The 24,666-nt window shown below is 68.8% G+C and carries 24 protein-coding genes; 14 read left to right on the top strand and 10 right to left on the bottom strand.

Features of this window, described 5'->3' with window-relative positions; translation table 11 throughout:
• The first annotated feature begins 91 nt into the window (after positions 1 to 91).
• Positions 92 to 892, top strand: coding sequence for an aldolase/citrate lyase family protein (locus AAFF27_01560; protein XAH23899.1), 801 nt, complete (start codon positions 92 to 94; stop codon positions 890 to 892).
• Here AAFF27_01560 and AAFF27_01565 read toward each other — a convergent pair.
• The gene (locus AAFF27_01565; protein XAH23900.1) at positions 886 to 1,809 is read right to left on the bottom strand and encodes a DMT family transporter; all 924 of its coding nucleotides are present in this window, start codon (positions 1,807 to 1,809) and stop codon (positions 886 to 888) included. The genes AAFF27_01560 and AAFF27_01565 overlap by 7 nt on opposite strands.
• Positions 1,810 to 1,913: 104 nt before the next feature.
• Positions 1,914 to 2,480, bottom strand: coding sequence for a TetR/AcrR family transcriptional regulator (locus AAFF27_01570; protein XAH23901.1), 567 nt, complete (start codon positions 2,478 to 2,480; stop codon positions 1,914 to 1,916).
• Positions 2,481 to 2,582: 102 nt separating this feature from the next.
• Here AAFF27_01570 and AAFF27_01575 point away from each other — a divergent pair, with 102 nt between their 5' ends.
• Positions 2,583 to 3,764: an MFS transporter gene (locus AAFF27_01575; GenBank protein XAH23902.1), complete on the top strand. Its 1,182-nt coding sequence runs from the start codon at positions 2,583 to 2,585 to the stop codon at positions 3,762 to 3,764.
• 1 nt (position 3,765) lies between these two features.
• Here AAFF27_01575 and AAFF27_01580 read toward each other — a convergent pair whose 3' ends face one another.
• Positions 3,766 to 4,758, bottom strand: coding sequence for a LacI family DNA-binding transcriptional regulator (locus AAFF27_01580; GenBank protein ID XAH23903.1), 993 nt, complete (start codon positions 4,756 to 4,758; stop codon positions 3,766 to 3,768).
• A gap of 263 nt (positions 4,759 to 5,021) precedes the next feature.
• Here AAFF27_01580 and ptsP point away from each other — a divergent pair, with 263 nt between their 5' ends.
• The 7 genes from ptsP to minE all read left to right on the top strand — a co-directional run bounded on the left by ptsP (position 5,022) and on the right by minE (position 13,058).
• Entirely contained in the window at positions 5,022 to 7,529 is a 2,508-nt protein-coding gene (ptsP, locus tag AAFF27_01585; GenBank protein XAH23904.1) for a phosphoenolpyruvate--protein phosphotransferase, read from the top strand.
• Positions 7,526 to 8,497 carry a 1-phosphofructokinase gene (gene pfkB / locus AAFF27_01590; GenBank protein ID XAH23905.1) on the top strand — a complete coding sequence of 324 codons (972 nt, stop codon included), beginning with the start codon at positions 7,526 to 7,528 and terminating at the stop codon, positions 8,495 to 8,497. Before ptsP ends, pfkB begins: the two co-directional genes overlap by 4 nt.
• Before the next feature lie 16 nt (positions 8,498 to 8,513).
• Positions 8,514 to 10,217: a fructose-specific PTS transporter subunit EIIC gene (locus AAFF27_01595; GenBank protein ID XAH23906.1), complete on the top strand. Its 1,704-nt coding sequence runs from the start codon at positions 8,514 to 8,516 to the stop codon at positions 10,215 to 10,217.
• Positions 10,214 to 11,041 carry a shikimate 5-dehydrogenase gene (locus AAFF27_01600; GenBank protein ID XAH23907.1) on the top strand — a complete coding sequence of 276 codons (828 nt, stop codon included), beginning with the start codon at positions 10,214 to 10,216 and terminating at the stop codon, positions 11,039 to 11,041. Before AAFF27_01595 ends, AAFF27_01600 begins: the two co-directional genes overlap by 4 nt.
• Before the next feature lie 142 nt (positions 11,042 to 11,183).
• Positions 11,184 to 11,912, top strand: coding sequence for a septum site-determining protein MinC (minC, locus tag AAFF27_01605; protein XAH23908.1), 729 nt, complete (start codon positions 11,184 to 11,186; stop codon positions 11,910 to 11,912).
• 49 nt (positions 11,913 to 11,961) lie between these two features.
• On the top strand, positions 11,962 to 12,774 hold the full coding sequence (gene minD / locus AAFF27_01610; GenBank protein ID XAH23909.1) for a septum site-determining protein MinD: 813 nt from the start codon (positions 11,962 to 11,964) through the stop codon (positions 12,772 to 12,774).
• 5 nt (positions 12,775 to 12,779) lie between these two features.
• On the top strand, positions 12,780 to 13,058 hold the full coding sequence (gene minE, locus AAFF27_01615; GenBank protein ID XAH23910.1) for a cell division topological specificity factor MinE: 279 nt from the start codon (positions 12,780 to 12,782) through the stop codon (positions 13,056 to 13,058).
• Between the two features lie 64 nt (positions 13,059 to 13,122).
• On the opposite strand, the gene AAFF27_01620 is transcribed toward minE, so the two are convergent.
• The 3 genes from AAFF27_01620 to AAFF27_01630 form a co-directional block, all read right to left on the bottom strand.
• The gene (locus AAFF27_01620) at positions 13,123 to 13,836 is read right to left on the bottom strand and encodes a gamma-glutamyl-gamma-aminobutyrate hydrolase family protein (GenBank protein XAH23911.1); all 714 of its coding nucleotides are present in this window, start codon (positions 13,834 to 13,836) and stop codon (positions 13,123 to 13,125) included.
• Positions 13,833 to 14,276: a flavin reductase family protein gene (locus AAFF27_01625; GenBank protein ID XAH26361.1), complete on the bottom strand. Its 444-nt coding sequence runs from the start codon at positions 14,274 to 14,276 to the stop codon at positions 13,833 to 13,835. The genes AAFF27_01620 and AAFF27_01625 overlap by 4 nt, the downstream gene beginning before the upstream one ends.
• Before the next feature lie 214 nt (positions 14,277 to 14,490).
• Positions 14,491 to 15,318: a metallophosphoesterase gene (locus AAFF27_01630; GenBank protein XAH23912.1), complete on the bottom strand. Its 828-nt coding sequence runs from the start codon at positions 15,316 to 15,318 to the stop codon at positions 14,491 to 14,493.
• Positions 15,319 to 15,479: 161 nt separating this feature from the next.
• Here AAFF27_01630 and AAFF27_01635 point away from each other — a divergent pair, with 161 nt between their 5' ends.
• Positions 15,480 to 15,659, top strand: coding sequence for a hypothetical protein (locus tag AAFF27_01635; protein ID XAH23913.1), 180 nt, complete (start codon positions 15,480 to 15,482; stop codon positions 15,657 to 15,659).
• Here AAFF27_01635 and AAFF27_01640 read toward each other — a convergent pair.
• Positions 15,656 to 16,618: a LysR family transcriptional regulator gene (locus tag AAFF27_01640; protein XAH23914.1), complete on the bottom strand. Its 963-nt coding sequence runs from the start codon at positions 16,616 to 16,618 to the stop codon at positions 15,656 to 15,658. The genes AAFF27_01635 and AAFF27_01640 overlap by 4 nt on opposite strands.
• Positions 16,619 to 16,731: 113 nt before the next feature.
• On the opposite strand from AAFF27_01640, the gene AAFF27_01645 reads away from it, so the two are divergent.
• Complete coding sequence (locus AAFF27_01645) at positions 16,732 to 17,163, top strand: hypothetical protein (protein XAH23915.1); 432 nt, start codon at positions 16,732 to 16,734, stop codon at positions 17,161 to 17,163.
• A 176-nt stretch (positions 17,164 to 17,339) separates the two neighbouring features.
• Here AAFF27_01645 and AAFF27_01650 read toward each other — a convergent pair whose 3' ends face one another.
• The 3 genes from AAFF27_01650 to recQ form a co-directional block, all read right to left on the bottom strand.
• Entirely contained in the window at positions 17,340 to 19,217 is a 1,878-nt protein-coding gene (locus AAFF27_01650) for a phosphoenolpyruvate carboxykinase (GTP) (protein ID XAH23916.1), read from the bottom strand.
• Between the two features lie 320 nt (positions 19,218 to 19,537).
• A complete protein-coding gene (locus AAFF27_01655; protein XAH23917.1) occupies positions 19,538 to 19,720 on the bottom strand; it encodes a hypothetical protein in 183 nt (60 codons plus the stop codon).
• Positions 19,721 to 19,763: 43 nt separating this feature from the next.
• On the bottom strand, positions 19,764 to 21,638 hold the full coding sequence (gene recQ / locus AAFF27_01660; GenBank protein XAH23918.1) for a DNA helicase RecQ: 1,875 nt from the start codon (positions 21,636 to 21,638) through the stop codon (positions 19,764 to 19,766).
• 286 nt (positions 21,639 to 21,924) lie between these two features.
• On the opposite strand from recQ, the gene AAFF27_01665 reads away from it, so the two are divergent.
• The 3 genes from AAFF27_01665 (at position 21,925) to AAFF27_01675 (ending at position 24,665) form a co-directional block, all read left to right on the top strand.
• On the top strand, positions 21,925 to 22,893 hold the full coding sequence (locus AAFF27_01665) for an ABC transporter substrate-binding protein (GenBank protein XAH23919.1): 969 nt from the start codon (positions 21,925 to 21,927) through the stop codon (positions 22,891 to 22,893).
• A 10-nt stretch (positions 22,894 to 22,903) separates the two neighbouring features.
• A complete protein-coding gene (locus AAFF27_01670; GenBank protein XAH23920.1) occupies positions 22,904 to 23,758 on the top strand; it encodes an ABC transporter permease in 855 nt (284 codons plus the stop codon).
• Between the two features lie 124 nt (positions 23,759 to 23,882).
• Complete coding sequence (locus AAFF27_01675; protein ID XAH23921.1) at positions 23,883 to 24,665, top strand: ABC transporter ATP-binding protein; 783 nt, start codon at positions 23,883 to 23,885, stop codon at positions 24,663 to 24,665.
• Position 24,666: the final 1 nt, after the last annotated feature.

Raw genomic sequence — 24,666 nt, forward strand, 5'->3', positions numbered from 1 at the left:
GGCCTGCTCCGCGGCCTTTGGTGCTTTTGTGTTGCCTGCGCCGCGCTGTGGAAAACTGGTACGGTTTCGCACCTTGTTCTCACTTCTCCCCATGCCCACACCCAACACCTTCAAACGCGCCCTCGCGGCCGGCACGCCGCAGATCGGCATCTGGTCCACGCTGCCTTCGCCCTATGTGTCCGAGCTGATCGCCGGCTCGGGCTATGACTGGGTGCTGCTCGACACCGAGCACACGCCCAGCGACGTGCCCTTGATGCTGCAGCAGCTGCAGGCGGTGGATGCCGAGCCCTCGCGCCGCACGGCGGCGGTGGTGCGGCCGGCCTGGAACGATCCGGTGCTGATCAAGCGCTACCTGGACATTGGCGCGCAAAGCCTGCTGCTGCCCTTTGTGCAGAACGCCGACGAGGCACGCGCCGCCGTGGCCGCCATTCGCTACGCGCCGCGCGGCATTCGCGGCATGGGCGGCTCGATGCGGGCTTCGCGCTTTGGGCGCGACGCCGCCTATGTTCGCGACGCCGAGAGCGAGCTGTGCCTGCTGGTGCAGGTGGAGACGCGCGAGGCGCTGGAGCGCATCGAAGAGATCGCGGGGGTGGATGGCATCGACGGCGTCTTCATCGGCCCGGCCGATCTGTCGGCCAGCATGGGCCACCCGGGCAACGCCGCGCACCCCGAGGTGCGCACCGCCATCGACGACGCGATCCGCCGCATCCGCGCCTGCGGCAAGGCGCCGGGCATTCTCATGGCCGACGAGGTGCGCGCGCGTGAATGCCTGGCCAACGGCGCGCTGTTTGTGGCCGTGGCCATGGACATGCTGCTGCTGCGCAATGCGGCCGACGCGGTGGCCGCCAAGTTCAAGGCCGGTGCCGCAGGCCCAGCCAGCGGTAGTTACTGACCAGGCGTGGCCGCCGCCACGCGCGGCTTGCGGTTCACCAGCGCGATGCCCACCGCGACCAGCGCCAGTGCGGTGACAAAGCCAGCCGTCACCGGCTCGCCCAGCCAGAGCGCGCCGGCCACCAATGCCGACACCGGCGTCAGAAAGACAAACACCGACAGCTTTGTGGCCGGGTAGTGCGCCAGCATCCACACCCAGGCCAGGTAGCTGGCAAAGGCGCCTACCAGCGCCTGCGCGCCGATGGAGCCCAGCGCGAAGGCGCTCAGGTTCCAGTCCCAGCGCTCGCGCAGCAGCAGCGACAGCAGCGGAAACATCAGCGCCGACACGCCCACCTGGTAGAACAACTGCTTCTCCGGCGCGATGCGGCCGACCGGCGTGGCGCGGATCACCACCGTGGTCAACGCCCACAGCAGCCCGGCCAGCAGGCCCAGCAGATCGCCCAGCCACTGCCGTGGCAGCGCCGCCGCGCCGCCGCCGTCGCCCAGGGCCAGCAGCACGCCGGCAAAGGCGCAGGCCAGGCCCATCCACTGCGCGCCGCGCAGCCGCTCGCCGGGCACAAAGCGCGGCAGCAGCACCGCCAGCCAGAACGGCGCGCCGTAGAGAAACACCGTCAGCCGCGAGGCATGGGTGAACTGCAGGCCCACGTAAATGCAGACGAACTCCCCCGCAAACAGCGCGCCCGCCAGCAGCCCCGGCCCCAGCGAGCCGTCGCGCCGCCACAGCGGCACACCGCGCCACAGGCACCAGGCCCACAACACCGCCAGCGCCAAGGCAAAGCGCAGCGCCGCCTGGAAGGCCGGCGCCACCTCGGCCACCGTCGCCTTCACCAGCACCTGCTGAAAGCCCCAGAACAGGCAGCAGGCCAGCAGCAAGGAGACGGCAAGGGAGTCGAGATGGTCGCGGCGCGGGAAGCTCATGGGCGGAGGGTCAGGGTGGGGGCGGTGCGGGAACTTGGCAGCTATTAAAAATATAGCTATTAGCCCAGTCGTGGTATGGGCTAGAGGCCTATTTCTATTGAATTCTACGCGGCGACAGTCTGCAGGCAGCCCGCTAGCAGCGCACGGCCATAGGCGGTATCCAGCGCCACGGCATCGAACAGCATGCGGTAGACGACAGGCGCCACCACGCGCTCCATCAGCAGCGCGGCCTCGGGCACGGCCTCGCCGCGCGCCTGGGCGCGTTGCAGGATCTGCTCGATCTGGGCGCGGGTGATGCCGGCGCACTGGCTGGCGGCGTAGCCCTGGTCGGTGGCCGCCAGCACGTCGCGCAGCATGGCGCGGCCGGGGGCGGAGGACATCTCTTCCGTGTACTGGTCGACCCAGATCTCCAGGTCGCTGCGCAAGGTGCCGGTGTCTTGCGGGCCGGTGTCCGGGCGCATGTGCCGCAGGGCCACGTCGGCCAGCAACTGGGGCAGGTCGCCCCAGCGGCGGTAGATGGTCGAGGGCGTGACGCCGGCGCGCGCGGCGATCTGCGGCACGGTCAGCGTGTCGCGGCCGGTTTCTGCCAGCAGGGCCTGGGTGGCCTGGTGCACGGCCTCTTGCACCCGTGCGCTGCGGCCGCCGGGGCGCAGGCCTTCTCTGAGCGTCATGTTGTCTCCCAGCTATTAAAGCTAAATATTTGCGTTAGTGGATGAGATAGGTGCACAATCCGCAAAAGCAAATATTTTGCGTTTATTTTGCCGGAGCGTGTAATGCCTGCCCACCAAAACCTTCGCGTTCCGCGCCATGCGCTGGCGCTGTATGCGCTCATGCTCGCCACCTTCATGGCCGCGTCCAGCGCGCCAACGCCGCTCTACCACCTGTACCAGGAAGCCTGGGGTTTCTCCGCCGGCACGCTGACGCTGGTGTTTGGTGTCTATGCCTTCAGCCTGTTGCTGGCGCTGCTCACCACTGGCTCGCTGTCCGACCATGTCGGGCGGCGCCCGGTGGTCCTGGGCGCATTGGCGCTGGAAGTGGTGGCCATGCTGGTGTTTGCCGAGGCCGACGGCGTGGCCACGCTGATCCTGGCGCGGCTGCTGCAGGGCTTTGCCACCGGCGTGGCGGCCAGCGTGCTGGCGGCTGCGGTACTGGACGTGGACCGGGCACGCGGCGCGCTGCTCAACAGCCTGGCGCCGGTGCAGGGCATGGCGGTGGGCGCGCTCGGCAGCAGCCTGCTGGTGCAGTACGCGCCGGCGCCGATGCGGCTGGTCTACGGCGTGCTGCTACTGCTGTTCGTGCTGCAGGCCATTGCCGCCGCGCGCCTGCCTGAGACCGTCAGCCGCCGGCCCGGTGCGCTGGCCGCGCTGTGGCCGCGCATCCGGGTGCCGGCCGCGGCACGGCAGGCGCTGCTGCGCGTGGCGCCTATCGACATCGCGGTCTGGGCGCTGGGCGGCTTCTATCTGTCGCTCGGGCCCACGCTGGCGCGCGCGGTGACCGGCTCAGACGCGGTCACCACTGGCGGCTGGGTGGTGTTTGCGCTGACCACCAGCGGTGCGCTGGCGGTATGGCTGCTGCGCGCCTGGGCTGCGCCGGCCTTGCTGCGCCTGGGCGCGCTGGCGCTGGCCGCCGGCCTGCTGATTACCCTGGCCGGCGTGCATGGCGGCGGTGCCGTGCTGTTCTTCCTGGGCACGGCGGTGGCGGGCGTGGGTTTTGGCACGGGCTTCCAGGGTGCGCTGCGCGCGGTGCTGCCGCTGGCGGCGCCGCATGAGCGCGGCGGGCTGATGGCGGCCTTCTATGTGCTGAGCTACCTGGCCTTCAGCCTGCCGGCCATCCTGGCCGGGGTGCTGGTGCATGCCGTGGGGCTGAGCGTCACCACTGATGGCTACGCCTGCGTGCTGGTGCTGCTGGCGCTTGCTACCTTGGTTGCCGCACCGCGCCGTACCGTGGGCGCGTGAATCAAGCCACGCGGGGCCCGCTGGAGCCGCGCACGCGCAATTCGCCCTCCAGCAAGATGCGGCGCGGGCCGCGTGCGGGCTCGGCCATGCGCTGCAGCAGCAGCTCGGCGGCGGTGCGGCCCAGGTCGTAGGTGGGCTGGGCGATCACGGTGATGCCGGGCTGCACCAGCGTGGTCCAGTCGTTGTCGTCGAAGCCGGCCAGCGCCACGTCGCGCGGCCAGGCCAGGTTGGCGGCCTGCATCGCCTGCACCACGCCCAGCAGCAGCAGGCCGTTGGTGGCCAGCACCGCGTCGGGCCGCTGCGGCGCGGCCAGCAGCGCCTGCATGGCGGCCTGGCCGGCGCCGGCGCTGGGGCGCAGCGGCACGGATTGCGGCGCCAGGCCCGCTGCGCGCATCGCGTTCTCATAGCCCTGTTGGCGGTCGCGGCCGGTGGTGCTGTGGGCGCCGGCCAGCGCCACGATATGGCGGTGGCCCTGCGCCAGCAAGTGCTCGGTCAGGCGCTGCGCGGCGGCGCTGTTGTCCAGCGTCACGGCGTCGGCCGGCAGGGCTTCGGGCGCGCGGTCGATCAGCACCACCGGCGCCGCCGGGCGCGGGCCGCTTGCCAGGTGCTTCAGGCCCTCGGGCGTGGCCGACAGGATCACGCCGCTGGCCTGCTCGTCGGCCATCAGCTCCAGGTAGGCGCGCTCCTTGGCCGGGTCTTCGTCCGAGTTGCACAGGATCACGCGCAGGCCGTGCCGGTAGGCCATGTCTTCCACCGCGCGGCTGATGTCGGTGAAGAAGGGGTTGCGGATGTCCGAGACGATCAGCCCGATCAATGAGGCGCGCTGCTGCCGCAGCCGGCGCGCCGCCAGGTTGGGGCGGTAGTCCAGCGCCTCGATCACCTGCTGCACCCGCGCGCGCAGCGCCGGCCGCACGGCATCGGGCTGGCTCAGAACGCGGGAGACGGTGGTGGTGGATACGCCGGCCTCGCGGGCGACGTCCTTGATGCTGGCCACGGAGGATTCTCTGAAGGGGCTGGGACGTTGAAATGATGCCACGCCAAAAATGGAATCGATACCAAATTTATGACGCAAAACCCTGGGGTTTTCCCGAATAGGTGTTGCGCTGCAAAGTTCACAAACTCCAATGAAATCAAGGGATTGATGGATTTATGTTGATCTGCATGCATTTGCCAAGCGCCAAATTGGCGGCTTAAAATTTTGGTATCGATACCAAATTTGGTGCTGCCCTGCACCAAATCGTCTTCAGGAGACAACCCATGGTCACCCCCGTCGAGGTCCGGCTTGCCGCCGCACCTATAGACCGCGACGACGCGGTCCGCGCTGCCGGCGCCCTGCTGGTGCAGGCCGGCTTTGCCGCTCCCGCCTATGTCGAGAGCCTGCTGCGGCGCGAGCGCACCGCCACCACTTTCCTTGGCCAGGGCCTGGCGATCCCGCACGGCATGGTCGAAGACAAGCACCTGGTACAGCGCACCGGCCTGGCCGTGCTGCAGGTGCCGGGTGGCGTGGCCTGGGGCGATGACGGCCAGCGCGTGCACCTGGTGGTGGCGATTGCCGCCGCGTCGGACGAGCACATCGCGCTGCTGCGCCGCCTCACCCGCCTGATGCGCGACGACGCCCGCCTGCAAGCGCTGGGGCAGACGGCCGATGCCGCCGAAATCGTGCGCGCACTCACCGGCGAAGACGCCGCGCCTGCCGCACCGGCGCTGGCCGACTTCGCGCTGGCGCAGGACCTGGTGCTGGACTACCCCAACGGCCTGCACGCCCGCCCCGCCGCCCAGTGGGCGCAAACCGCGGCGCGCTTTCGTGCTGCGCTGCGCGTGCGCCATGGCGACGCCGTGGCCGACGCCCGCAGCGTGGCCGAGCTGCTGGGCCTGGGCGCGGCACGCGGCGCCGCCCTGCGCCTGTCCGCGCAAGGCGAAGACGCCGAGGCTGCATTGGCCGCGCTGCGCGACGCCATCCAGCGCCTGGGCGCCGAGGAAACCCGCCAGGCCGAGCGCGCCGCACTGCGCCAGGCGCAGGCCCAAGGCCTGGGCCGTGAGCTGGGCGACTGGCAGCCAGACGCCGCGCGCACGCTCACCGGCATCGCCGCCAGCCCGGGGCTGGTGATTGGCACGATCGCCGCCGCCACTTCGCCACGTTTAGAGGCGGTAGACCGCCCCGCTGACATCGCCGTTGAAGCGGCAGCGCTGGACCAGGCCCTGTCCGCCGCGCAAGACCGGCTGGAAGCCCTGGCCGCCGAGGCACGCGAACGTGGTGCGACGGAACAAGCCGGTGTCTTCACCGCCCACGCCGGCCTGCTGGCCGATGCCGAACTGCTGCGCGAAACCTCGCGCCGCGTGGTGCAAGGCCATGCCGCCGCCTGGTCCTGGCAGCAGGCGCTGGCCCTGCGCGTAGCAGCCCAGCAGGCCCAGCCCGATCCCTTGCTGGCCGCGCGCGCGGCCGATCTGCAAGACGCCGGCGAACGCGTGCTGCGCCATCTGCTCGGCCAACCCGAGGCTACCCAGCTGGCATTGCCGGCCGACAGCATCCTGGTGGCCGACGACCTGGCGCCTTCGGTCACGGCCCAGCTCGACACCACGCGCGTGAAAGGCTTTTGCACCGCGCGCGGCGGCCCCACGGCCCACACGGCGATCCTGGCGCGCGCGCTGGGCCTGCCCGCCGTGGTGGCGGCCGGCCCGGCGGTGGAAGGCCTGGTGCCCGGCACCCGCGCCATCCTGGACGGCTACCGTGGCCGCCTTTACCTGGCGCCAACCGAGGCCGCGCTGCAGCAGGCCCAGGCCCTGATCGCGCGCCTGGCCGAACGCCAGGCCGCAGAGGCCGCCAGCCGCCGTACACCGGCCATCACCACCGACGGCCACCGCATCGAGATTGCCGCCAACGCCAACCGCGCCGACCAGGCCCGCGCGGCGCTGGAGGCCGGCGCCGAAGGCGTGGGTCTGATGCGTACCGAGTTTCTGTTTTTGGAGCGCGACCATGCGCCCGACGAAGAGGCGCAGTACGCCGTCTACCGCGCCATGGTCGAGGCGCTCGGCGGCCAGCCGCTGGTGGTGCGCACGCTGGACATAGGCGGCGACAAGCACGTGCCCTACCTGGGCCTGCCGCATGAAGAAAACCCCTTCCTCGGCGTGCGCGGCGCGCGCCTGTGCCTGCTGCGCGACGATCTGTTCATGCCCCAGCTGCGCGCGCTCTACCGTGCCGCGCGGCACGGTCCGCTGTCCATCATGTTCCCCATGGTCAGCACCATGGAAGAAGTGCATGCGCTACGCGCCCGCGCCGAGGCCGCGCGCCTGGCGGTGGATGGCCCGGTGCTGCCGCTGGGCATCATGATCGAGGTGCCTTCCGCCGCCGCCATGGCGGATCGGCTGGCGGCGCAGGTGGACTTCTTCTCCATCGGCACCAACGACCTCACCCAGTACACGCTGGCGGTAGACCGCCAGCACCCGGATCTGGCCACCATGGCCGACAGCCTGCACCCCGCCGTGCTGCGCCTGGTGGCGCAGACCGTGGCCGGCGCCCGCAAGCACCGCCGCTGGGTGGGTGTTTGCGGCGGGCTGGCGGGCGAGCCGCTGGGTGCGGCGCTGCTGGTGGGCCTGGGCGTGGACGAACTCAGCATGAGCACGGGCGATCTCGGCACCATCAAGGCCTTGCTGCGCCGCCATTCGCTGGCCGAGCTGCAGGCCCTGGCGCAGCGCGCACTGGACTGCGATGACGCCGATGCGGTGCGCGCGCTGGGCGCCGAGCTGCGTGCGGAGGCCGCAGCATGAACAAGGTCCTGACCCTCACCCTCAACCCCGCGATCGACCTCACCGTCAGCATCGACGCGCTGCAGCCCGGTGCCGTGCACCGCGCGCATGGGCAGCAACTGGAGGCCGGCGGCAAGGGCGTGGGCGTGGCCTCGGTATTGGCCGGCCTGGGCGTGCCGGTGGCGGCCACCGGTTGGCTGGGCGCAGACAACGCCGCGCTGTTCGAGGCCGTCTTTGCCGCGCGCGGCATTGCCGACCGCATGCTGCGCGTGCCCGGCGCCACCCGCACCAACATCAAGCTGGCCGATGCCGCACGCGGCGACAGCACCGACATCAACCTGCCCGGCATCAGCTTAGGTGCAGAAGCGCTGGCGCAGGCCACGGCGCAGCTGCGCGAAGTGCTGCGCACGCAGCTCACGCCGGGCGACTGGTGCGTGCTGGCCGGCAGCCTGCCACCGGGCACCAGCGCCGATCTGTATGTGCAATTGGCGCAGGACGTGGCCGCTAGCGGTGCCCACTTGGTGCTGGACACCGGCGGCGCGTTGCTGGGCCAGGTGCTGGAGGGCTTGCGCCGCGCCGCGCCGCAGGCACTGCCGGCTTTCCTCAAGCCGAACCGGGTAGAGCTGGAAGAGTTTGCCGGCCAGCCGCTCACCGATGTGCCGGCCATAGCCCGCGCGGCCCAGGGCCTGTGCGCGCTGGGCGTGCAGCAGGTGGTGGTATCGCTCGGCGCCGACGGCGCGGTGTTGGCCACTGCCGGTGGCAGCTGGCACGCCACGCCGCCGAAGGTGCCCGTGGCCACCACCGTGGGCGCAGGCGACGCCTTGGTGGCCGGCACCCTGGCCGCGTTTTGCGAAGGCCGTGGCTTTCCCGATGCCGCCGTGTTTGGCATGGCCTGCGCGGCGGCCCGCGTGCAACGCATCGCGGCCACCCTGCCGCCGCGCGCCGATATCGACACGCTCGCCGGCCAGGTCCGGCTGAGCCCGCTCTAATTCAGGAGATCCAACCATGGCCCATCTCATCGCCATCGCCGCCAGCCAGGCCGGCCCGGCGCACAGCTTCCTGATCGGCGAGGCGCTGGCGGCGGCCGCCCGCCGCGCCGGCCACACGCTGGCCGTGCAAACCAGCAGCCGCCTGGGCACCCAGGGCGAGCTGGACGCCAGCCAGCCGGCCGCAGCCATCATCCTGGTGGCCGACGCGCCCTTTGACCGCAGCGCCTTGCCCGCAGGCCGTGTGCTGGAGGCCACCGCCGCCGAAGTCTTTGCCGACGCCGACCGCGTGCTGGCCCGCGCGCTCGATGCCGCTCCGGCCGCTGTCAGCACCACGCTGCGCATCGTCGCCATCACCTCCTGCCCGACCGGCGTGGCCCATACCTTCATGGCGGCCGAGGCGCTGGAGCTTGGCGCGCAGGCGTTGGGCCATGCGATTAGGGTCGAGACGCAGGGCTCGGTCGGCGCGCAGAACGCGCTCACGCCGGCCGAGATCGCCGCCGCCGACCTGGTGGTGATCGCGGCCGACACACAGGTAGACCGCGCGCGCTTTGCCGGCAAGCGGCTCTACGCCACCGGCACCAAGGCCGCGATCCATGACGCGGCAGCGGTGTTTGCCCGCGCGCAGGCCGAGGCCGCGCTGCATGGCGCGGCACCTGCGGCCGATGCCGCCGCGCCGGCCAAGGCCGCCTCCAGCGGCCCCTACAAGCACTTGATGACCGGCGTGTCCTTCATGCTGCCTTTTGTGGTGGCGGGCGGCCTGCTGATCGCGCTGGCCTTTGCGCTGGGCGGCATCTATGTCTACGACGACGCGCACCAGGGCACGCTGGGCTGGACGCTGTTCCAGATCGGCGCCAAGGCCGGCTTTGCGCTGATGGTGCCGGCGCTGGCGGGCTACATCGCCTTCTCCATCGCGGACCGGCCCGGCATTGCGCCCGGCATGATCGGCGGGCTGATCGCCACCACCATTGGTGCGGGCTTTCTGGGCGGCATCGTGGCGGGCTTTATCGCGGGCTATGCCGTGCATTGGCTCAACCGCTGGATCCGCCTGCCGCGCGGGCTGGAGGGGCTCAAGCCCGTGCTGCTGCTGCCGCTGCTGGGCGCGGCCATCGTCGGCGTGCTGATGTTCATGGTGGTGGGCCATCCGGTGGCTGCGGCCATGGCCGGCCTGACCGATTGGCTCAAGGGCCTGCAGACCGGCAGCGCCGTGCTGCTGGGCGTGATCCTGGGCGCGATGATGGCCTTTGACATGGGCGGCCCGGTCAATAAGGCGGCCTATGTGTTCTCCACCACCTTGATCGCCAGCGGTGTCGCCAACCCCATGGCCGCCACCATGGCCGCGGGCATGGTGCCGCCGCTGGGCATTGCGCTGGCCTGCTGGGTGTTTCGCAGCCGCTTCAGTGCAGAGGAGCGCGAGGCTTCGCGCGCCGTGGCGGTGCTGGGCCTGGCCTTCATCACCGAGGGCGCGATTCCGTTTGTTGCGCGCGACCCGCTGCGGGTGATCCCGGCCTGCGTGGCCGGCGCTGCGGTGGCGGGCGGCTTGTCGATGTACTGGAACATCGGCCTGCAGGCGCCGCATGGCGGCGTGTTTGTGCTGGCCATCCCGAACGCGGTCAACCATGTGGTGCTGTACGCGCTGGCGATTGCCGCCGGCACGGCCGTTACCTGCGCCGCACTGGGCCTGCTCAAGAAGCGCCTGCCCACGGCGGTGGCCGCAGCATGACGCGCCGCCTCAGCAAAGACACGCAGCTCTGCATCTCGCTGGCGGCACGGCCCAGCAGCATTGGCACGCGCTTTCACAATTTTCTGTACGAAGAGCTGGGCCTGGACTATGTCTACAAGGCCTTCAGCACCACCGATCTGCCGGCGGCCATCGGCGGCGTGCGGGCGCTGGGCATACGCGGCTGCGCCGTGTCCATGCCCTTCAAAGAGGCGGTGATCCCGCTGGTCGACGCGCTGGACGCCTCGGCTGCGCGGCTGCAGTCGGTCAACACCATCGTCAATGAGGGCGGCCGCCTCTGCGCCTACAACACCGACTACCTGGCGGTGCGGCACCTGCTGGCGCAGCACTGCCTGCCGGCCGGTGCCCGCGTGGCGCTGCGCGGCAGCGGCGGCATGGCGCGCGCTGTGCTCGCGGCCCTGGTGGATGCGGGCTTTGGCCACGGCACCGTGCTGGCGCGCAACGCCGCCGCCGGCCGCGCGCTGGCGGCTGCACACGGCTACGCCTGGCAGGCCGAGCCGGCGGGCGTGGCGGCGGATGTGCTGGTGAACGTCACGCCCATCGGCATGGCCGGCGGCCCCGAGGCCGATGCGCTGGCCTTCGCCCCCGCGCAGGTGGCCGCAGCGCACACCGTGTTCGACGTGGTGGCGCTGCCATCAGAAACCCCGCTGGTGCGCGAGGCGCGCCGCCAGGGCCGCGCCGTCATCACCGGCGCCGAGGTGATCGCGCTGCAGGCGGCCGAGCAGTTCGCGCTCTATACCGGCGTGCGGCCTGATGCGGGCTTGGTGGCGCGCGCATCGGCCCATTCGCGCGGTGAGCAGGTGTAAAGATCTCGGCCTTGGCGTACATTTTGGTGTCGCCCTGGGGGCGCAATGCCGCGCCAGGCGGGGCGTTGCGGCCCGTGGGGCTCTTCCGGGCACGCTCGGACCCGGGCATTAAACTCGCAGGCTTTCGAGCTCAGCACCCTCCATGGCCGACAAAATTGCGGGCAAGTCCCGCGCCAGTTTCGATCTGAAGAGCGCCTCCCTGCCGCTGATTGCGGTCGTGCTGCGCACCGCAGACCTCGCCGCCCTGCAGGCGGAGCTGGAAAGGCGTCTGTCCCAGGCCTCGGATTTCTTTGACCAGGACCTGGTGCTGGTCGACCTGAGCGTGCTGCCCGCAGGCGCCGAGGTCGACTTCCCCGCCCTGGTTCAGTTGCTGCGCCGCATGCAGGTGGTGCCGGTGGCGGTGCGCGGTGCGCGCGCCGAGCAACTGGCCGCCGCCCGCGCCGCCGGCCTGGCCGAGGCGCCCGAGGTGCCGGCCCCGCCGCCGCGCGAAGCCCCGGCGCCACAGCCGGTGCCCGCCGCCACGGCAGCACAACCCGGCGCCCTGCCCACCATGGTGATAGACCGGCCGCTGCGCTCGGGCCAGCAGGTCTATGCGCGCAATGCCGACCTGATCGTGATGGCGGCGGTCAGCAATGGCGCCGAGGTGATCGCCGACGGCAACGTGCATGTCTACGCGCCGCTGCGCGGCAAGGCCATCGCCGGCGCGCGCGGCAATACGGCGGCACGCATCTTTGCCACCTGCATGGAGCCCGAGCTGGTGTCGATTGCGGGTATCTACCGCACCACAGATGTGCCGCTGCCGCCCGAAATCACCGGCAAGCCGGCGAAAATCCAGCTCGTTGGCGAAAAGCTCGTCATCGAGCCGCTCTGAATTTCTTCCTTCCCTCTATTTCCTCCTCCAACAGAAGGATTGCAACAACATGGCCAAGATCGTCGTGGTGACTTCCGGCAAGGGCGGCGTGGGCAAAACCACGACCAGCGCCAGTTTCGCCTCCGGCCTCGCGCTGCGCGGCTTCAAGACCGCGGTGATCGACTTCGATGTCGGTCTGCGCAACCTCGATCTCATCATGGGCTGCGAACGCCGCGTGGTGTATGACCTGATCAACGTGATCCATGGCGAGGCCAACCTGCACCAGGCCCTGATCAAGGACAAGCAGTGCGAGAACCTGTTCGTGCTGGCCGCCTCGCAAACCCGCGACAAGGATGCGCTCACGCAAGACGGCGTCGAGCGCGTACTGAAAGAGCTGGCAACGCAGGGCTTTGACTACATCGTCTGCGACTCGCCCGCGGGCATCGAGACCGGCGCGCTGATGGCCATGCACTTTGCCGACGAGGCGCTGGTGGTGACCAACCCCGAGGTCTCCTCGGTGCGCGACTCCGACCGCATCCTGGGCATGCTCGGCTCCAAGACCAAGCGCGCCATCGAAGGCGGCGAGCCGATCAAAGAGCACCTGCTGATCACCCGCTACAACCCGAACCGCGTGGAAGACGGCCAGATGCTGTCGCTGCAGGACGTGCAGGACATCCTGCGCATCCCGCTGATCGGCGTCATCCCCGAGTCCGAAACCGTGCTGCAGTCGTCCAACCAGGGCACGCCGGCCATCCATGCCCAGGGCAGCGATGTGTCCGAGGCCTACAAGGACGTGATCGGCCGCTTCCTCGGCGAAGAGCACCCGATGCGCTTCGTTGACGCGCAAAAGCCCGGCTTCTTCAAGCGCATGTTCGGGAGGTGAGCCCCATGTCCTTCCTGAGCTTTTTCCTCGGAGAGAAAAAGAAGACCGCCAGCGTCGCCAAGGAGCGGCTGCAGATCATCCTGGCGCACGAGCGCAACGGCAACAGCAAGAAGCCGAGCTACCTGCCTGACCTGCAGCGCGAACTCATCGCCGTGATCTCCAAATACGTGTCGATCAACGCCAACGACATCAAGGTCCACCTGGAGCACCAGGACAACTTCGATGTGCTCGAAGTCAAGATCGAGCTGCCAGACGCCGCCAAGCCGGCCATCGCCGCGCCCTGAATACCAAAATATTGGTAAAAAAGGCCTCTAGCTCAGGCGTGGCCTGGGCTATTAGCTATCATTTTTAATCTAAGCCCGCGCCCGGTAGCCAGTCGTCCAGGCAGCGCGCGATCTGCGCCTGCATCGTCGCCTGCCAGCGCGCCGCGCCCGCGCGGATGGTGGCGATGCGCTCGGCCCGCGTCTCGGGCGTGAAGGACGCGTCGGCCAGCCAGGCCTCGACCCCGTTGCGGGTCACTTCCGGGTGGAACTGCAGCGCCAGCAAATGCGCATCGCGCGCAAACGCCTGGTTCTCGCACAGCGCGCTGCGCGCCAGGCGTTGGGTGCCGGGCGGCAAGTCGAAAGTGTCCTGGTGCCAGTGCATCACCGCTGGTGCCTGTTCAGGCGCCAGGTGGCGCAGCGGCGAGGCGGCGCCGCCCGCCGTCAGCTCCAGCGGGTACCAGCCCACTTCCAATTGCGGCGCGCGGTAGACGCGGCTGCCCAGCGCCGAGGCGATCAGCTGCGCACCAAAGCAGATGCCCAGCACTGGCCGCCCAGCGGCCAGCCGGCGTGCCAGCAGCGCGCGCTCGGCGCTGATGAAGGGAAACAGCGCCTCGTCGTACACGCTCAGCGCCGAGCCCAGCGGCAGCACCAGGTCGGCCGCCAGCGGGTCGACCTGCGCCAGATCGGCATGGGCCGCCTCGACCAGCTCGATCTGCCAGCCGCGCGCGCGGAAATACGGCGCCAGGCTGCCGGGCCCGTCCAGCGGCGAATGCTGCAGGACCAGCAGCCGCCGGCTCACAACGGGTGCTCCGTATAAAAGCGCCCGCCGTGGAACAGCAGCGGCGAGGCCTCCGGCCGGTGGCTGCAGGCTTCGACCTCGCCGACGAAGATGGTGTGGTCGCCTTCCTCGTAGCGGCTGCGGTTGAAGCACTCGAACACGGCGGCCGCACCGGTCAGCAGCGGGGCGCCGCTCGCGCCTTCGGTGAAGTCGGTGCCGGCCCAGCGGTCGGCGCTGCGCGAGGCAAAACGCTCGGCCAGCGCCATCTGGTCGGCCGCCAGCACATTCACCGCGTAGTGCGAGCCGGCGCGAAAGGCTTCCATGGACGTGGCGCTGCGCGCCAGGCTCCACAGCACCAGCGGCGGCTCCAGCGACACCGAGTTGAAGGAATTGGCCGTCAGCCCCACCAGCACACCCTCGGGCGTGCGGGCGGTGACGATGGTCACCCCGGTGGCAAACATGGCCAGCGAGGCGCGGAATTGCGGCAGGGCGAAGGAGGGGGCACGGGCTTGCGGCACGGCGCTGGGGCGGAGGGACACGGCGGCGGACAGGTTGGCGGCCGCGAAGGGGCGGCGGGTCGGGGCATTATGGGCCGCTGCTGCATTGGCCGGCTGCCCGCACGGTTTTTTAGAAGAAAAGTGGCTGAAACGCAGGTGGTTCTAGGGCAGGTAGCTACTATTTTTGCGTCTGCTCAATCTCCACCAGCATGTAGGGCCTGAAGCCTTCCTGCTCGCCCTTGCCGGCGTAGCCCAGCGGGTTGGCCACCACGCGGCAGCCGTCCTTGCGGTAGTCGAACGCGCAGTGCAGGTGGCCGTGCAGCCACAGGTCGGCCTGCGGCAGCAGCTCGTCCAGCGCGTTGCAGAAGCCGGCGGTGCCGGGCGTCAGGCCGTAGCGCGGGTCGGCGCTGGCCAGGCTGGGCGCGAAATGGGTGACGGCCACGGTCGGGCCGTCGAAGGGCGTGGCCAGCGCGGCGCGCAGCCAGTCCTGGCAGGCCAGCGCCTCTTCGCGCATGCCCTCGGCCAGCCAGGGCGCGCCGTGGCGCACGGTGCCGGTCTTCTGCAGGTAGAAATTGGCGGCGCGAAAGGCCTTGCTGCGCGCCTTCAGCGCCTGGCCCGGGGTGGCCTTGGCCGGCACCAGCGCGTCGAAGTCGCTCCAGAGCGTGGTGCCGACAAAGCGCACGCCGTCCAGCACCACCGTTTCGCGGTCGAGCCAGATGATGCCCAGCTGCACGCACAGTGCCTTGAGCCGGGCGTGGGCCGCGTCCACGTCCTGCCCGTCGTACTCGTGGTTGCCCGGCACATACAGCACCGGGCAGGGCCAGCCGCCGTATTCCGGCTTGGGCGAATAGCGCGCCAGGCCGAAATCATCACCCGGCAAAAGTGAACCAATATGGTGCGAACCGATGTCGCCGGCCAGTACCAGCAGGTCGGCGCCGGGGTTGGGCGCGCAGGAAAACTGGGGCTGCATCTCCAGGTGCAGGTCAGACAGGAGCTGGATCTTCATCGAATTATTGTGCGGTAAACCCGCGTGGATATTGGGGTCACGCATGCGGCGCCGCTGCAGTGCTTATGCCGAGACGGCATGAAGTACGGCTTGCAAAACTAGGGAAAACCCCTATTCTTGGTCTATCACTACTTTTTGCACCTTCTGGGTGCCCATGCACCATGTTCGCCCTTATCGCCGGTCTGCTGTCTTTTGTCCGTGCTGCGTTTGCGCTGCCCGACGCGGCAGGTGGCATCCCCAATGTGCTGCTCGAGTCCGCCGAAGCCCGTGCCGGCCAGAGCCCGCACCACGCGCAAGAACTGCGCGCAGCCGCTCAGGCCTACCTGAGCGTCGTCCGCTAACTTTCCGCCCGCAGGTGCGCCGAGCGCGCCACCGCCTCGCGCAGCCATTCATGTGCGCGTGAGGGCTGCTGGCGCCGATGCCACAGCGCATCGACGTGCACGGCAGGCACCGGAAACGGCAGTTCGCGCCAGACGATCTCGTCGGCCAGGCCGGTTGCCCCAATGAAATGCTGGGGCAGCACGGTCAGCATGTCCGACTGGGTCACGATCTGGCCGGCCGTGAAGAACTGGTTCACCGTGACCGCCACCCGCCGCTCATGCCCGAGCAGCGCCAGCGCCTCATCGATGAAGCCGTAGGCGCGGCCCGAAAAGCTCACCAGCATGTGGCGCGCCGCGCAAAAGCGCTCGATGGTGAACTCCGCATCCGACAGCGCCGCCAGCGGATGGCCGCGCCGCATCACGCACACGTATTGCCCGTGGTACAGCCGCTGGTAGGCATAGGTGGTTTCCTCGCCGGCCTGGTGGCGCGCCGTCAGGTCGGCCATTACGGCGGGGAAATAGCCGATCGCCATGTCGGCTTCCTCGTCGGCCAATAACTTGCGCGGGTCGCGCGTGGCCAGCGGCAGCACGCGCAGCTGCACGCCCGGGGCGCTGGTTTCCAGCAGGTCGACCAACCCGGGCATGACGACGGCGGCCGTGGCGTCGGCCATGGCCAGCACAAAGCTGGCCTCGGTGTGGGCTGGATCAAACACTTCAGGCGCCAGCGAGCGCTGCAGTTGCCGCAGCGCCTCGCGCACATCCGGCCAGATGGCGGCGGCGCGCGGCGTGGGCTCCATGGACTGCCCGCTGCGGCGCACCAGTTCGTCGCCTAGGGCGTCGCGCAGGCGGCGCAGCGCATTGCTCACCGCCGGCTGCGTCAGCGACAGGTTGCGCGCGGCGCGCGTCAGGCTGCGCTCGGCCATGACCTCGTCAAAGACGCGAAGCAGGTTCAGGTCAAAGGTGCGGAAGTTGGGGTTCATCACTGATGTGAATGGTACACATCATCTAAATAAAGTTGAACAACACAGGGGTAAACCCTAGTATTCATCTACGCGCTGGATACCTCCCTCACCAGCGGATGCAGGAGAGCACCATGACCAGTTTTGTCCACCCCGTTTATCCCACCCACCACGTTGGCGCCGAGCGCGCTGTGCGCGTGGCTGACCACGTGCAAGCCCTGGCCCACGGCGCCCGTGGCGGCGCCGCGCTGCTGCTGGCCGCCGTCGTGGCCGCCCTGCTGGTGGTCGCCAACCAGCTCATCACCACCTGGTCCGACGGCCATCTGCTGACGGCCTGGGTTGCCCTGTGGGCCATCGCCTTCGCCTCGCTCGCCCTGCTGGCCGGCCCGGCCCGCCGTGCCGCCATCGCCCTGCGCGCCGCCGCTGCCGGCTGGAACGCCCGCCGCATCGCTGCTGAAGAAGACCGCAAGCTGATGCGCCTGGCCATGACCGACGCCCGCGTGATGGCCGACATCAGCCGCGCCATGAGCATGGGTGCTACCCGCGACGTGCGCGGGTACTTTTGATACACCCCCAGGCTGCGCGCTTCGCGTCTTCGCCAACCCCCTTGTAGGGGGCACCGCCTGCGGCCTGGCGAAGCCAGTTCCGCGGCGGTTTGCGCATGTAGCCTGTTGTGCCGCCAATAGAAAAGGCCGCGTCCCGTGAGGGGCGCGGCCTTTTTGCTTGGGCTGTGCGCTGTGGATCAGGCCGTGGCCAGGCGGTCTTCGAGTTCGGCGCGGGTGTCTTTCAGTTCTTGCGGCAGGCCCTGGGCCAGTTGCTCGAACAGCTTGTCGTGCAGTGCCAGCTCGTCGCGCCAGGCGGCGGCGTCGGTGCGGGTCACGGTGTCGAACTGGGCGGGCGTGAAGTCCAGGCCGTTCCAGTTCAGGTCGGCATAGCTGGGGCTGACACCGGTCAGGTGCTCGACGCCGGCGCCGGTCGTGCCTTCGAGGCGGTCGATCATCCACTTCAGCACGCGCATGTTCTCGCCGTAGCCAGGCCAGGCGAACTTGCCGTCTTCGCCCTTGCGGAACCAGTTGGTCTGGTAGATCTTGGGCAATTGCACGCCGTCGGCCTGCAGCTTGGCGCCCAGGTCGATCCAGTGTTGGAAGTACTCACTCATGTTGTAGCCCGCGAACGGCAACATGGCGAACGGGTCGCGGCGCACCACGCCCTGCTGGCCAAAGGCGGCGGCGGTGGTCTCGGAGCCCATGGTGGCGGCCATGTAGACGCCCTCGGCCCAGGTGCGGGCCTCGGTCACCAGTGGCACCGTGGTGGAGCGGCGGCCGCCGAAGATGAAGGCATCGATCGGCACGCCGGCCGGGTCGTCCCAGGCCGGGTCGAGCGCCGGGTTGTTGGTGGCGGCCACGGTGAAGCGGGCGTTCGGGTGGGCGGCCTTGGCGCCGGTTTCCTTGGCGATCTGCGGCGTCCAGTCCTTGCCCTGCCAGTCGATCAGGTGCGCCGGCAGTGCCTTGCCCGGTGCGTCCTGTTCCATGCCTTCCCACCAGACGTCGCCGTCATCCGTCAGCGCCACGTTGGTGAAGATCACGTCGCGGTCCAGGCTGCGCATGCAGTTCGGGTTGGTCAGCAGGTTGGTGCCCGGTGCCACGCCGAAGTAGCCGGCCTCGGGGTTGATGGCGTAGAGCTTGCCGTCGGCCGCGGGCTTGATCCAGGCGATGTCGTCGCCAATGGTGGTGACCGTCCAGCCTTCGAAGCCGGCCGGCGGCACCAGCATGGAGAAGTTGGTCTTGCCGCAGGCGCTGGGGAAGGCGGCGGCAACGTGGTGCTTCTTGCCTTCGGGCGAGGTCACGCCCAGGATCAGCATGTGCTCGGCCAGCCAGCCTTGCTCGCGACCCATGGCTGAGGCGATGCGCAGCGCCAGGCACTTCTTGCCCAGCAGCGCGTTGCCGCCGTAGCCCGAGCCATAGGACCAGATCTCGCGCGTTTCGGGGTAGTGGACGATGTACTTGGTGGTCGGGTTGCAGGGCCAGGCCACGTCTTGCTCGCCCGCAGCCAGCGGCGCGCCCACGGTGTGCAGGCAGGGCACGAACTCGCCATCGGCACCCAGCACCTCAACCACGGCGCGGCCCATGCGGGTCATGAGCTTCATGTTGACGGCCACATAGGGGCTGTCGGAGAGTTCCACGCCGATGTGGGCGATGTCGCTGCCCAGCGGGCCCATGGAGAAGGGCACCACGTACAGCGTGCGGCCGGCCATGCTGCCGTCGAACAGCGGCTGCAGCGTGGCGCGCATGTCGGCGGGCTCCATCCAGTTGTTGGTCGGGCCGGCGTCTTCCTTCTTCGCGGAGCAGATGTAGGTGCGGTCTTCCACGCGGGCCACGTCGCTCGGGTCGGAGCAGGCCAGGAAGCTGTTGGTGCGCTTGGCCGGGTTCAAGCGCTTGAAGGTGCCGGCGGCCACCAGTTGCTGGCACAGGCGCGCGTATTCCTCGTCGCTGCCGTCGCACCAGTAGATGTCTTTCGGCTTGCACAGCGCGGCCATCTCGGCCACCCAGGCAATCAGCTTGGCGTTCTTGACGTAGGCCGGGGCGTGGGCCTGCATGCCTTGTATGACGGGTGCGTTCATCGGGGGCTCCTGAGTTTGAAAATCGTCTTGTCGAAGGCCGCCGGATGCACCGGTTGCGCGCTGCGGGGCAGGGCACGGCCTTGGATAAAACGGCTTCGTCCCAGAAGTCCGGGGCGCCGTAGCCATGGAGGCAAATGACGATTTTATGAACCAGCCCTCCGCATGTCCCGCAGTTACCGCAAAATATCATGCAAAAAAAGCATGAGGTTATGTGCTGATTTGGCCCCGATCTGGCCGGCGAGCGGGCAGCAAAAAGCCGCGGACCGGCCGCGGCTTTGCGAAGGTGCAGGAGGGCCCGGCCAGAGCGCCGGGCGCGGTCCTCAGGCCATGTAGATGGCGATGAACGCCAGCAGGAACATCAGCACGCCGCCCACCACTGGCAGCACGATGGGCATCAGGTGAACCACCTGCTCGACCACGTCCACGGGATGTTCCGCCGCGGCGTGCGGGTCATGGGCATGGCCCTGGGAGGGTGCGTCGGCGGTGTGGGCGGGAGTGGACATGGCGGTTCCTTCTGGGGGGATTGTCTGCGCTGAGCTGCAAATTTTAACTGTGCGGGCCGCGGGATACCCGCACCACGTCGGCGCCATAGGCCTCCAGCTTCTTGGCGCCCAGGCCGCTTACGCCCTGCAGGTCTTCCAGGCTTTGCGGCGCGCGCTCGGCGATGGCCGCCAGCGTGGCGTCGTGGAAGATCACATAGGCCGGCAGGTTGTGCTCCTTTGCCACCTCGGCGCGCCAGGCCTTGAGCGCGGCAAAGCGCGTCTGGCCGGCGGCGTCCAGCGTGGCTGCGGCCGGCGAGCTGGCCTTGGCATCGCCGCGCCCGGCGCGCGGCTTGCGCGCAGCCGGTGTGGAGATGGAGGCGCGCAGCCGCACCGGCACCTCGCCCTTGAGCACGGCGCGCGAGCCGTCGGTGAGCTGCAGCGTGTTGTAGGCCGCCGCGTCCACGTGCAGCGCGCCGGTGGCGATCAGCTGGCGCAGCACGCCGCGCAATTGCGCTTCGCTCATGTCGGCGCCCAGGCCGAAGGTGGAGAGCGTGTCGTGGCTGTACTGCGCGACCTTGTCGGTCTTCTTGCCGCGCAGGATGTCCATGATGTGGCCGGCGCCAAAGCCGATGCCGTTCTGCTTCTTGATCCAGTAGATGGTGGACAGCAGCTTGCGCGCCGCATCGGTGCCGTCCCACAGCTCGGGCGGGTGCAGGCAGTTGTCGCAGTTGCCGCAGGGCGTGGAATGCTCGTCGAAGTAGCCCAGCAGTCGCACGCGCCGGCAGTCGGTGGCCTCGGCCAGCGCCAGCAGCGCGTCGAGCTTGCCGCGCATTACCTGCTTGAACTCTTCGCCGGCCGGGCTCTCGTCGATCATGCGGGCCTGGTTCACCACGTCCTGCAGGCCATAGGCCATCCAGGCGTCGGCGGGCTCGCCGTCGCGGCCGGCGCGGCCGGTTTCCTGGTAGTAGCCCTCGATGTTCTTGGGCATGTCCACGTGGGCAACAAAGCGCACGTCGGGCTTGTCTATGCCCATGCCGAAGGCGATGGTGGCGACCATGACGATGCCTTCCTCGCGCAGGAAGCGGTCCTGGTGCTGCTGGCGCAGCTTGGCGTCCAGCCCGGCGTGATAGGGCAGGGCGTTGATGCCGGCGCCGGCCAGCGTGGCCGCCAGCTCTTCCACCCGCTTGCGCGACTGGCAGTAGACAACGCCGGCATCGCCCGCGTGCTCGGCCTCGATGAAGCGCAGCAGCTGCGTGGTGACGTCCTTCTTCTCGATGATGGCGTAGCGGATGTTGGGCCGATCGAAGCTGCTGACGAACTGGCCGGCCTCTTCCAGCTGCAGGCGCTCGACGATGTCGGTGCGGGTCAGCGCGTCGGCCGTGGCCGTGAGCGCGATGCGCGGCACGCCCGGGTAGCGCTCGTGCAGCACCGTCAGGCCGCGGTACTCGGGGCGGAAATCGTGGCCCCACTGGCTTACGCAGTGCGCCTCGTCAATCGCAAACAGCGCCAGTTGGCCGCGGCTCAGCAGGCCGTCGAGCAGCGACAAAAAGCGCGGCGTGGTCAGCCGCTCGGGCGCGGCGTAGAGCATGGTGATCTGCCCGCGTGCCAGGCGGCGCTCAACATCGGCTGCCTCGTCAAACGACAGGGTCGAGTTGAGGAAGGCCGCCTCCACGCCCGCCTCGTGCAGTGCACCGACCTGGTCGTGCATCAGCGCGATCAGCGGCGACACCACGATGCTCACGCCCTGGCCGGCGCGCTGCCGGGCGATGGCGGGGATCTGGTAGCACAGCGACTTGCCGCCGCCGGTGGGCATCAGCACCAGCGCATCACCGCCGGCGGTGACGTGATCGACGATGGCCTGCTGGGGTCCGCGGAATTGGTCGTAGCCAAAAACCTCGTGCAGGATGTGCAGGGGATCGGCGGAGAGGGAGTCGGGCATGGCAAACAGAAAGTGAACCCAGCATTTTGCGTCCTCCGGCGGGCGCGGCGCCGTGGCATGTGACTTGCATGTCTAGTCGGGTTCGACAAAAAGCCCAGGCGGCGCACGCAAAGCGTGCTCTGGCCCGCACCGCAGGCGCGCATTCTGCAAGGAAAAGTTACCAAAGGCGTGCTACGGGTTGACCTGTATGTACAGGTCTAGTGCATGGTGCAGAATCGGCGCCGTCGAACGGAGGGCTCCGGTACGCCGGTCAAGCAAGTTTTCTTCAAGCGAAAGAGGTAGGTCAATGAACAAGCGTTCGATGGGCAAGGCCGTGGCGTGTATCGCGGCAGGGGTTTGCGGGCTGGGCCTGGCGTTCGGCGCGGCGGCGCAAGAGACAAAGATCGTGCTTGGCATGTCGGGCTGGACCGGCTTTGCGCCCCTGACCCTGGCCGACAAGGCCGGCATCTTCAAGAAGCACGGCCTGGACGTGGACCTGAAGATGATCCCGCAGAAGGACCGGCACCTGGCGCTGGCCTCTGGCGCCATCCAGTGCGCCGCCACCACCGTCGAGACGCATGTGGCCTGGAACGCCAATGGCGTGCCCATCGTGCAGATCTTCCAGATGGACAAGTCCTATGGCGCCGACGGCATCGCGGTGCGCGGCGACATCAAGTCCTTTGCCGACCTGAAGGGCAAGACGATTGGCGTCGACGCGCCCGGCACCGCGCCCTACTTTGGCCTGGCCTGGATGCTCAGCAAGAACGGCATGCGGCTGAAGGACGTGAAGACCGTCACCATGACGCCGCAGGCCGCGGCACAGGCCTTTGTTGCGGGCCAGAACGACGCGGCCATGAGCTATGAGCCCTATTTGTCGACCGTGCGCGACAACCCCGCTGCCGGCAAGATCCTGGCGACCACGCTGGACTACCCGATGGTGATCGACACCGTGGGCTGCGCGCCCGAATGGCTCAAGGCCAACCCCAAGGCCGCGCAGGCTCTGGCCGACTCCTACTTTGCTGCCTTGGACATGATCAAGGCCGACCCGGCCAAGGCCAACGAGATCATGGGCGCGGCGGTCAAGCAGTCGGGCGAGCAGTTCGCCAAATCGGCTGCCTACCTGCGCTGGCAGGACAAGGCCGCCAACCAGAAGTTCTTTGCCGGCGAGCTGACCAGCTTCATGCAGGACGCCCAGGCCATCCTGTTGGAGGCGGGTGTCATCCGCAAGGCGCCGGCCGACCTGGCCGTGACCTTTGATCCGCGCTTTATCCAGTAAATCCGTTCCCATGTCTGCGCTGCCTGCTTCTCCCGCCCCTGCCGCTTTGCCGCCCATTGCCGACTCCGCTCCGGTGCGCCGGCGTCGGGCCCTTATGCCGCTGGAGCCGGTCAGCTCGGCCGCGCGCTGGCTGCTGGGGCTGGGCTTCTTCGTGCTGTTCTTCGCGGTGTGGGCAGCCTTCACGCTGGGCGGCTATGTGTCGCCCACCTTCCTCGCCAGCCCGGTGACGATGCTGCGCGAAGGCTGGCTGTTGTTCACCGAGTACGACTTCATCCACGACATCGGCATGACGGTTTGGCGCGTGCTGGGCGGCTTTGTGCTGGCCAGTGTGCTGGCGGTGCCGCTGGGCATTGCCATGGGCGCCTACAAAGGGGTGGAGGCCTTCTTCGAACCCTTCGTGTCCTTCTGCCGCTACCTGCCGGCCTCGGCCTTTATCCCGCTGCTGATCCTGTGGGCCGGCATTGGCGAGACGCAGAAGCTGCTGGTGATCTTTATCGGCTCTTTCTTCCAGGTGGTGCTGATGGTGGCGGTGACGGTTGGCAGCGCGCGGCGCGACCTGGTCGAGGCTGCCTACACGCTGGGGGCAGGCAGCCGCGGCGTGATCGCGCGGGTGATGATTCCCGGCGCCGCGCCGGGCATTGCCGAATCACTGCGCCTGGTACTGGGCTGGGCCTGGACCTACGTGATCGTGGCCGAGCTGATCGGATCGTCCTCGGGCATCGGCCACATGATTACCGACAGCCAGGCCTTGCTCAACACCGGGCAGATCATCTTCGGGATCATCGTCATCGGTGTGATCGGGCTGATTTCCGACTTCGCCTTCAAGTGGGCCAACCGCCGTCTGTTCGCATGGGCTTCACTATGAAGAACCCCCAGTCTTCGCGCACTTCGTGTCGCTTCGCCAACCCCCTTGCAGGGGGCAGCGCCAGCGGCCCGGCAAAGCCGGTTCCGCGGCACTTCGCGAATGAATCGCAGACGAAGGATGTACTGTGAGCAATCAGCTTTCCATACAAGGCGTCTCGCGCGTCTTCACCGGCACCAAGGGCCAGCAGACCCAGGCCCTGCAGCCGGTGGATTTCGAGGTGCGCGAGAACGACTTCGTCACCATCCTTGGCCCCTCGGGCTGCGGCAAGTCAACGCTGTTGCGCATCGTCGCCGGGCTTGACTACCCCACCACTGGCCGGGTGCTGCTCGATGGCCAGACCATAGAAGGCCCGGGCGCCGACCGCGGCGTGGTGTTCCAGAGCTACACGCTGTTCCCGTGGCTCACGATTGCGCAAAACATCCGCTTCGGCCTGCGCGAGCGCGGCCTGCCAGAGGCCGAGCAAAAGGAGCGCAGCGACTACTTCATCGCCAAGGTGGGCCTGCGCGGCTTCGAGCAGCACTATCCCAAGCAGCTCTCGGGCGGCATGCAGCAGCGCACGGCCATCGCCCGCGCGCTGGCCAATGACCCCAAGATCTTGCTGCTGGACGAGCCCTTTGGCGCGCTCGACAACCAGACCCGGGTGCTGATGCAAGAGCTGCTGCTGGGCATCTGGGAGTCGGCGCAGAAGACCGTGCTGTTTGTCACCCACGACATCGACGAGGCTATCTTCATGGCCAACCGCGTGGCGGTGTTCAGCGCGCGGCCCGGCCGCATCAAGAGCGAGATCGCGGTCGACTTCCCGCACCCGCGCCACTACACCATCAAGACATCGCCCGAGTTCATGGCGATCAAGGCGCGGCTGACCGAAGAAATCCGCGCCGAGTCCATGGTTGGCGCTGAACACTGAC

The organism is Xylophilus sp. GW821-FHT01B05, assembly GCA_038961845.1.
GTDB lineage: Bacteria > Pseudomonadota > Gammaproteobacteria > Burkholderiales > Burkholderiaceae_C > Xylophilus.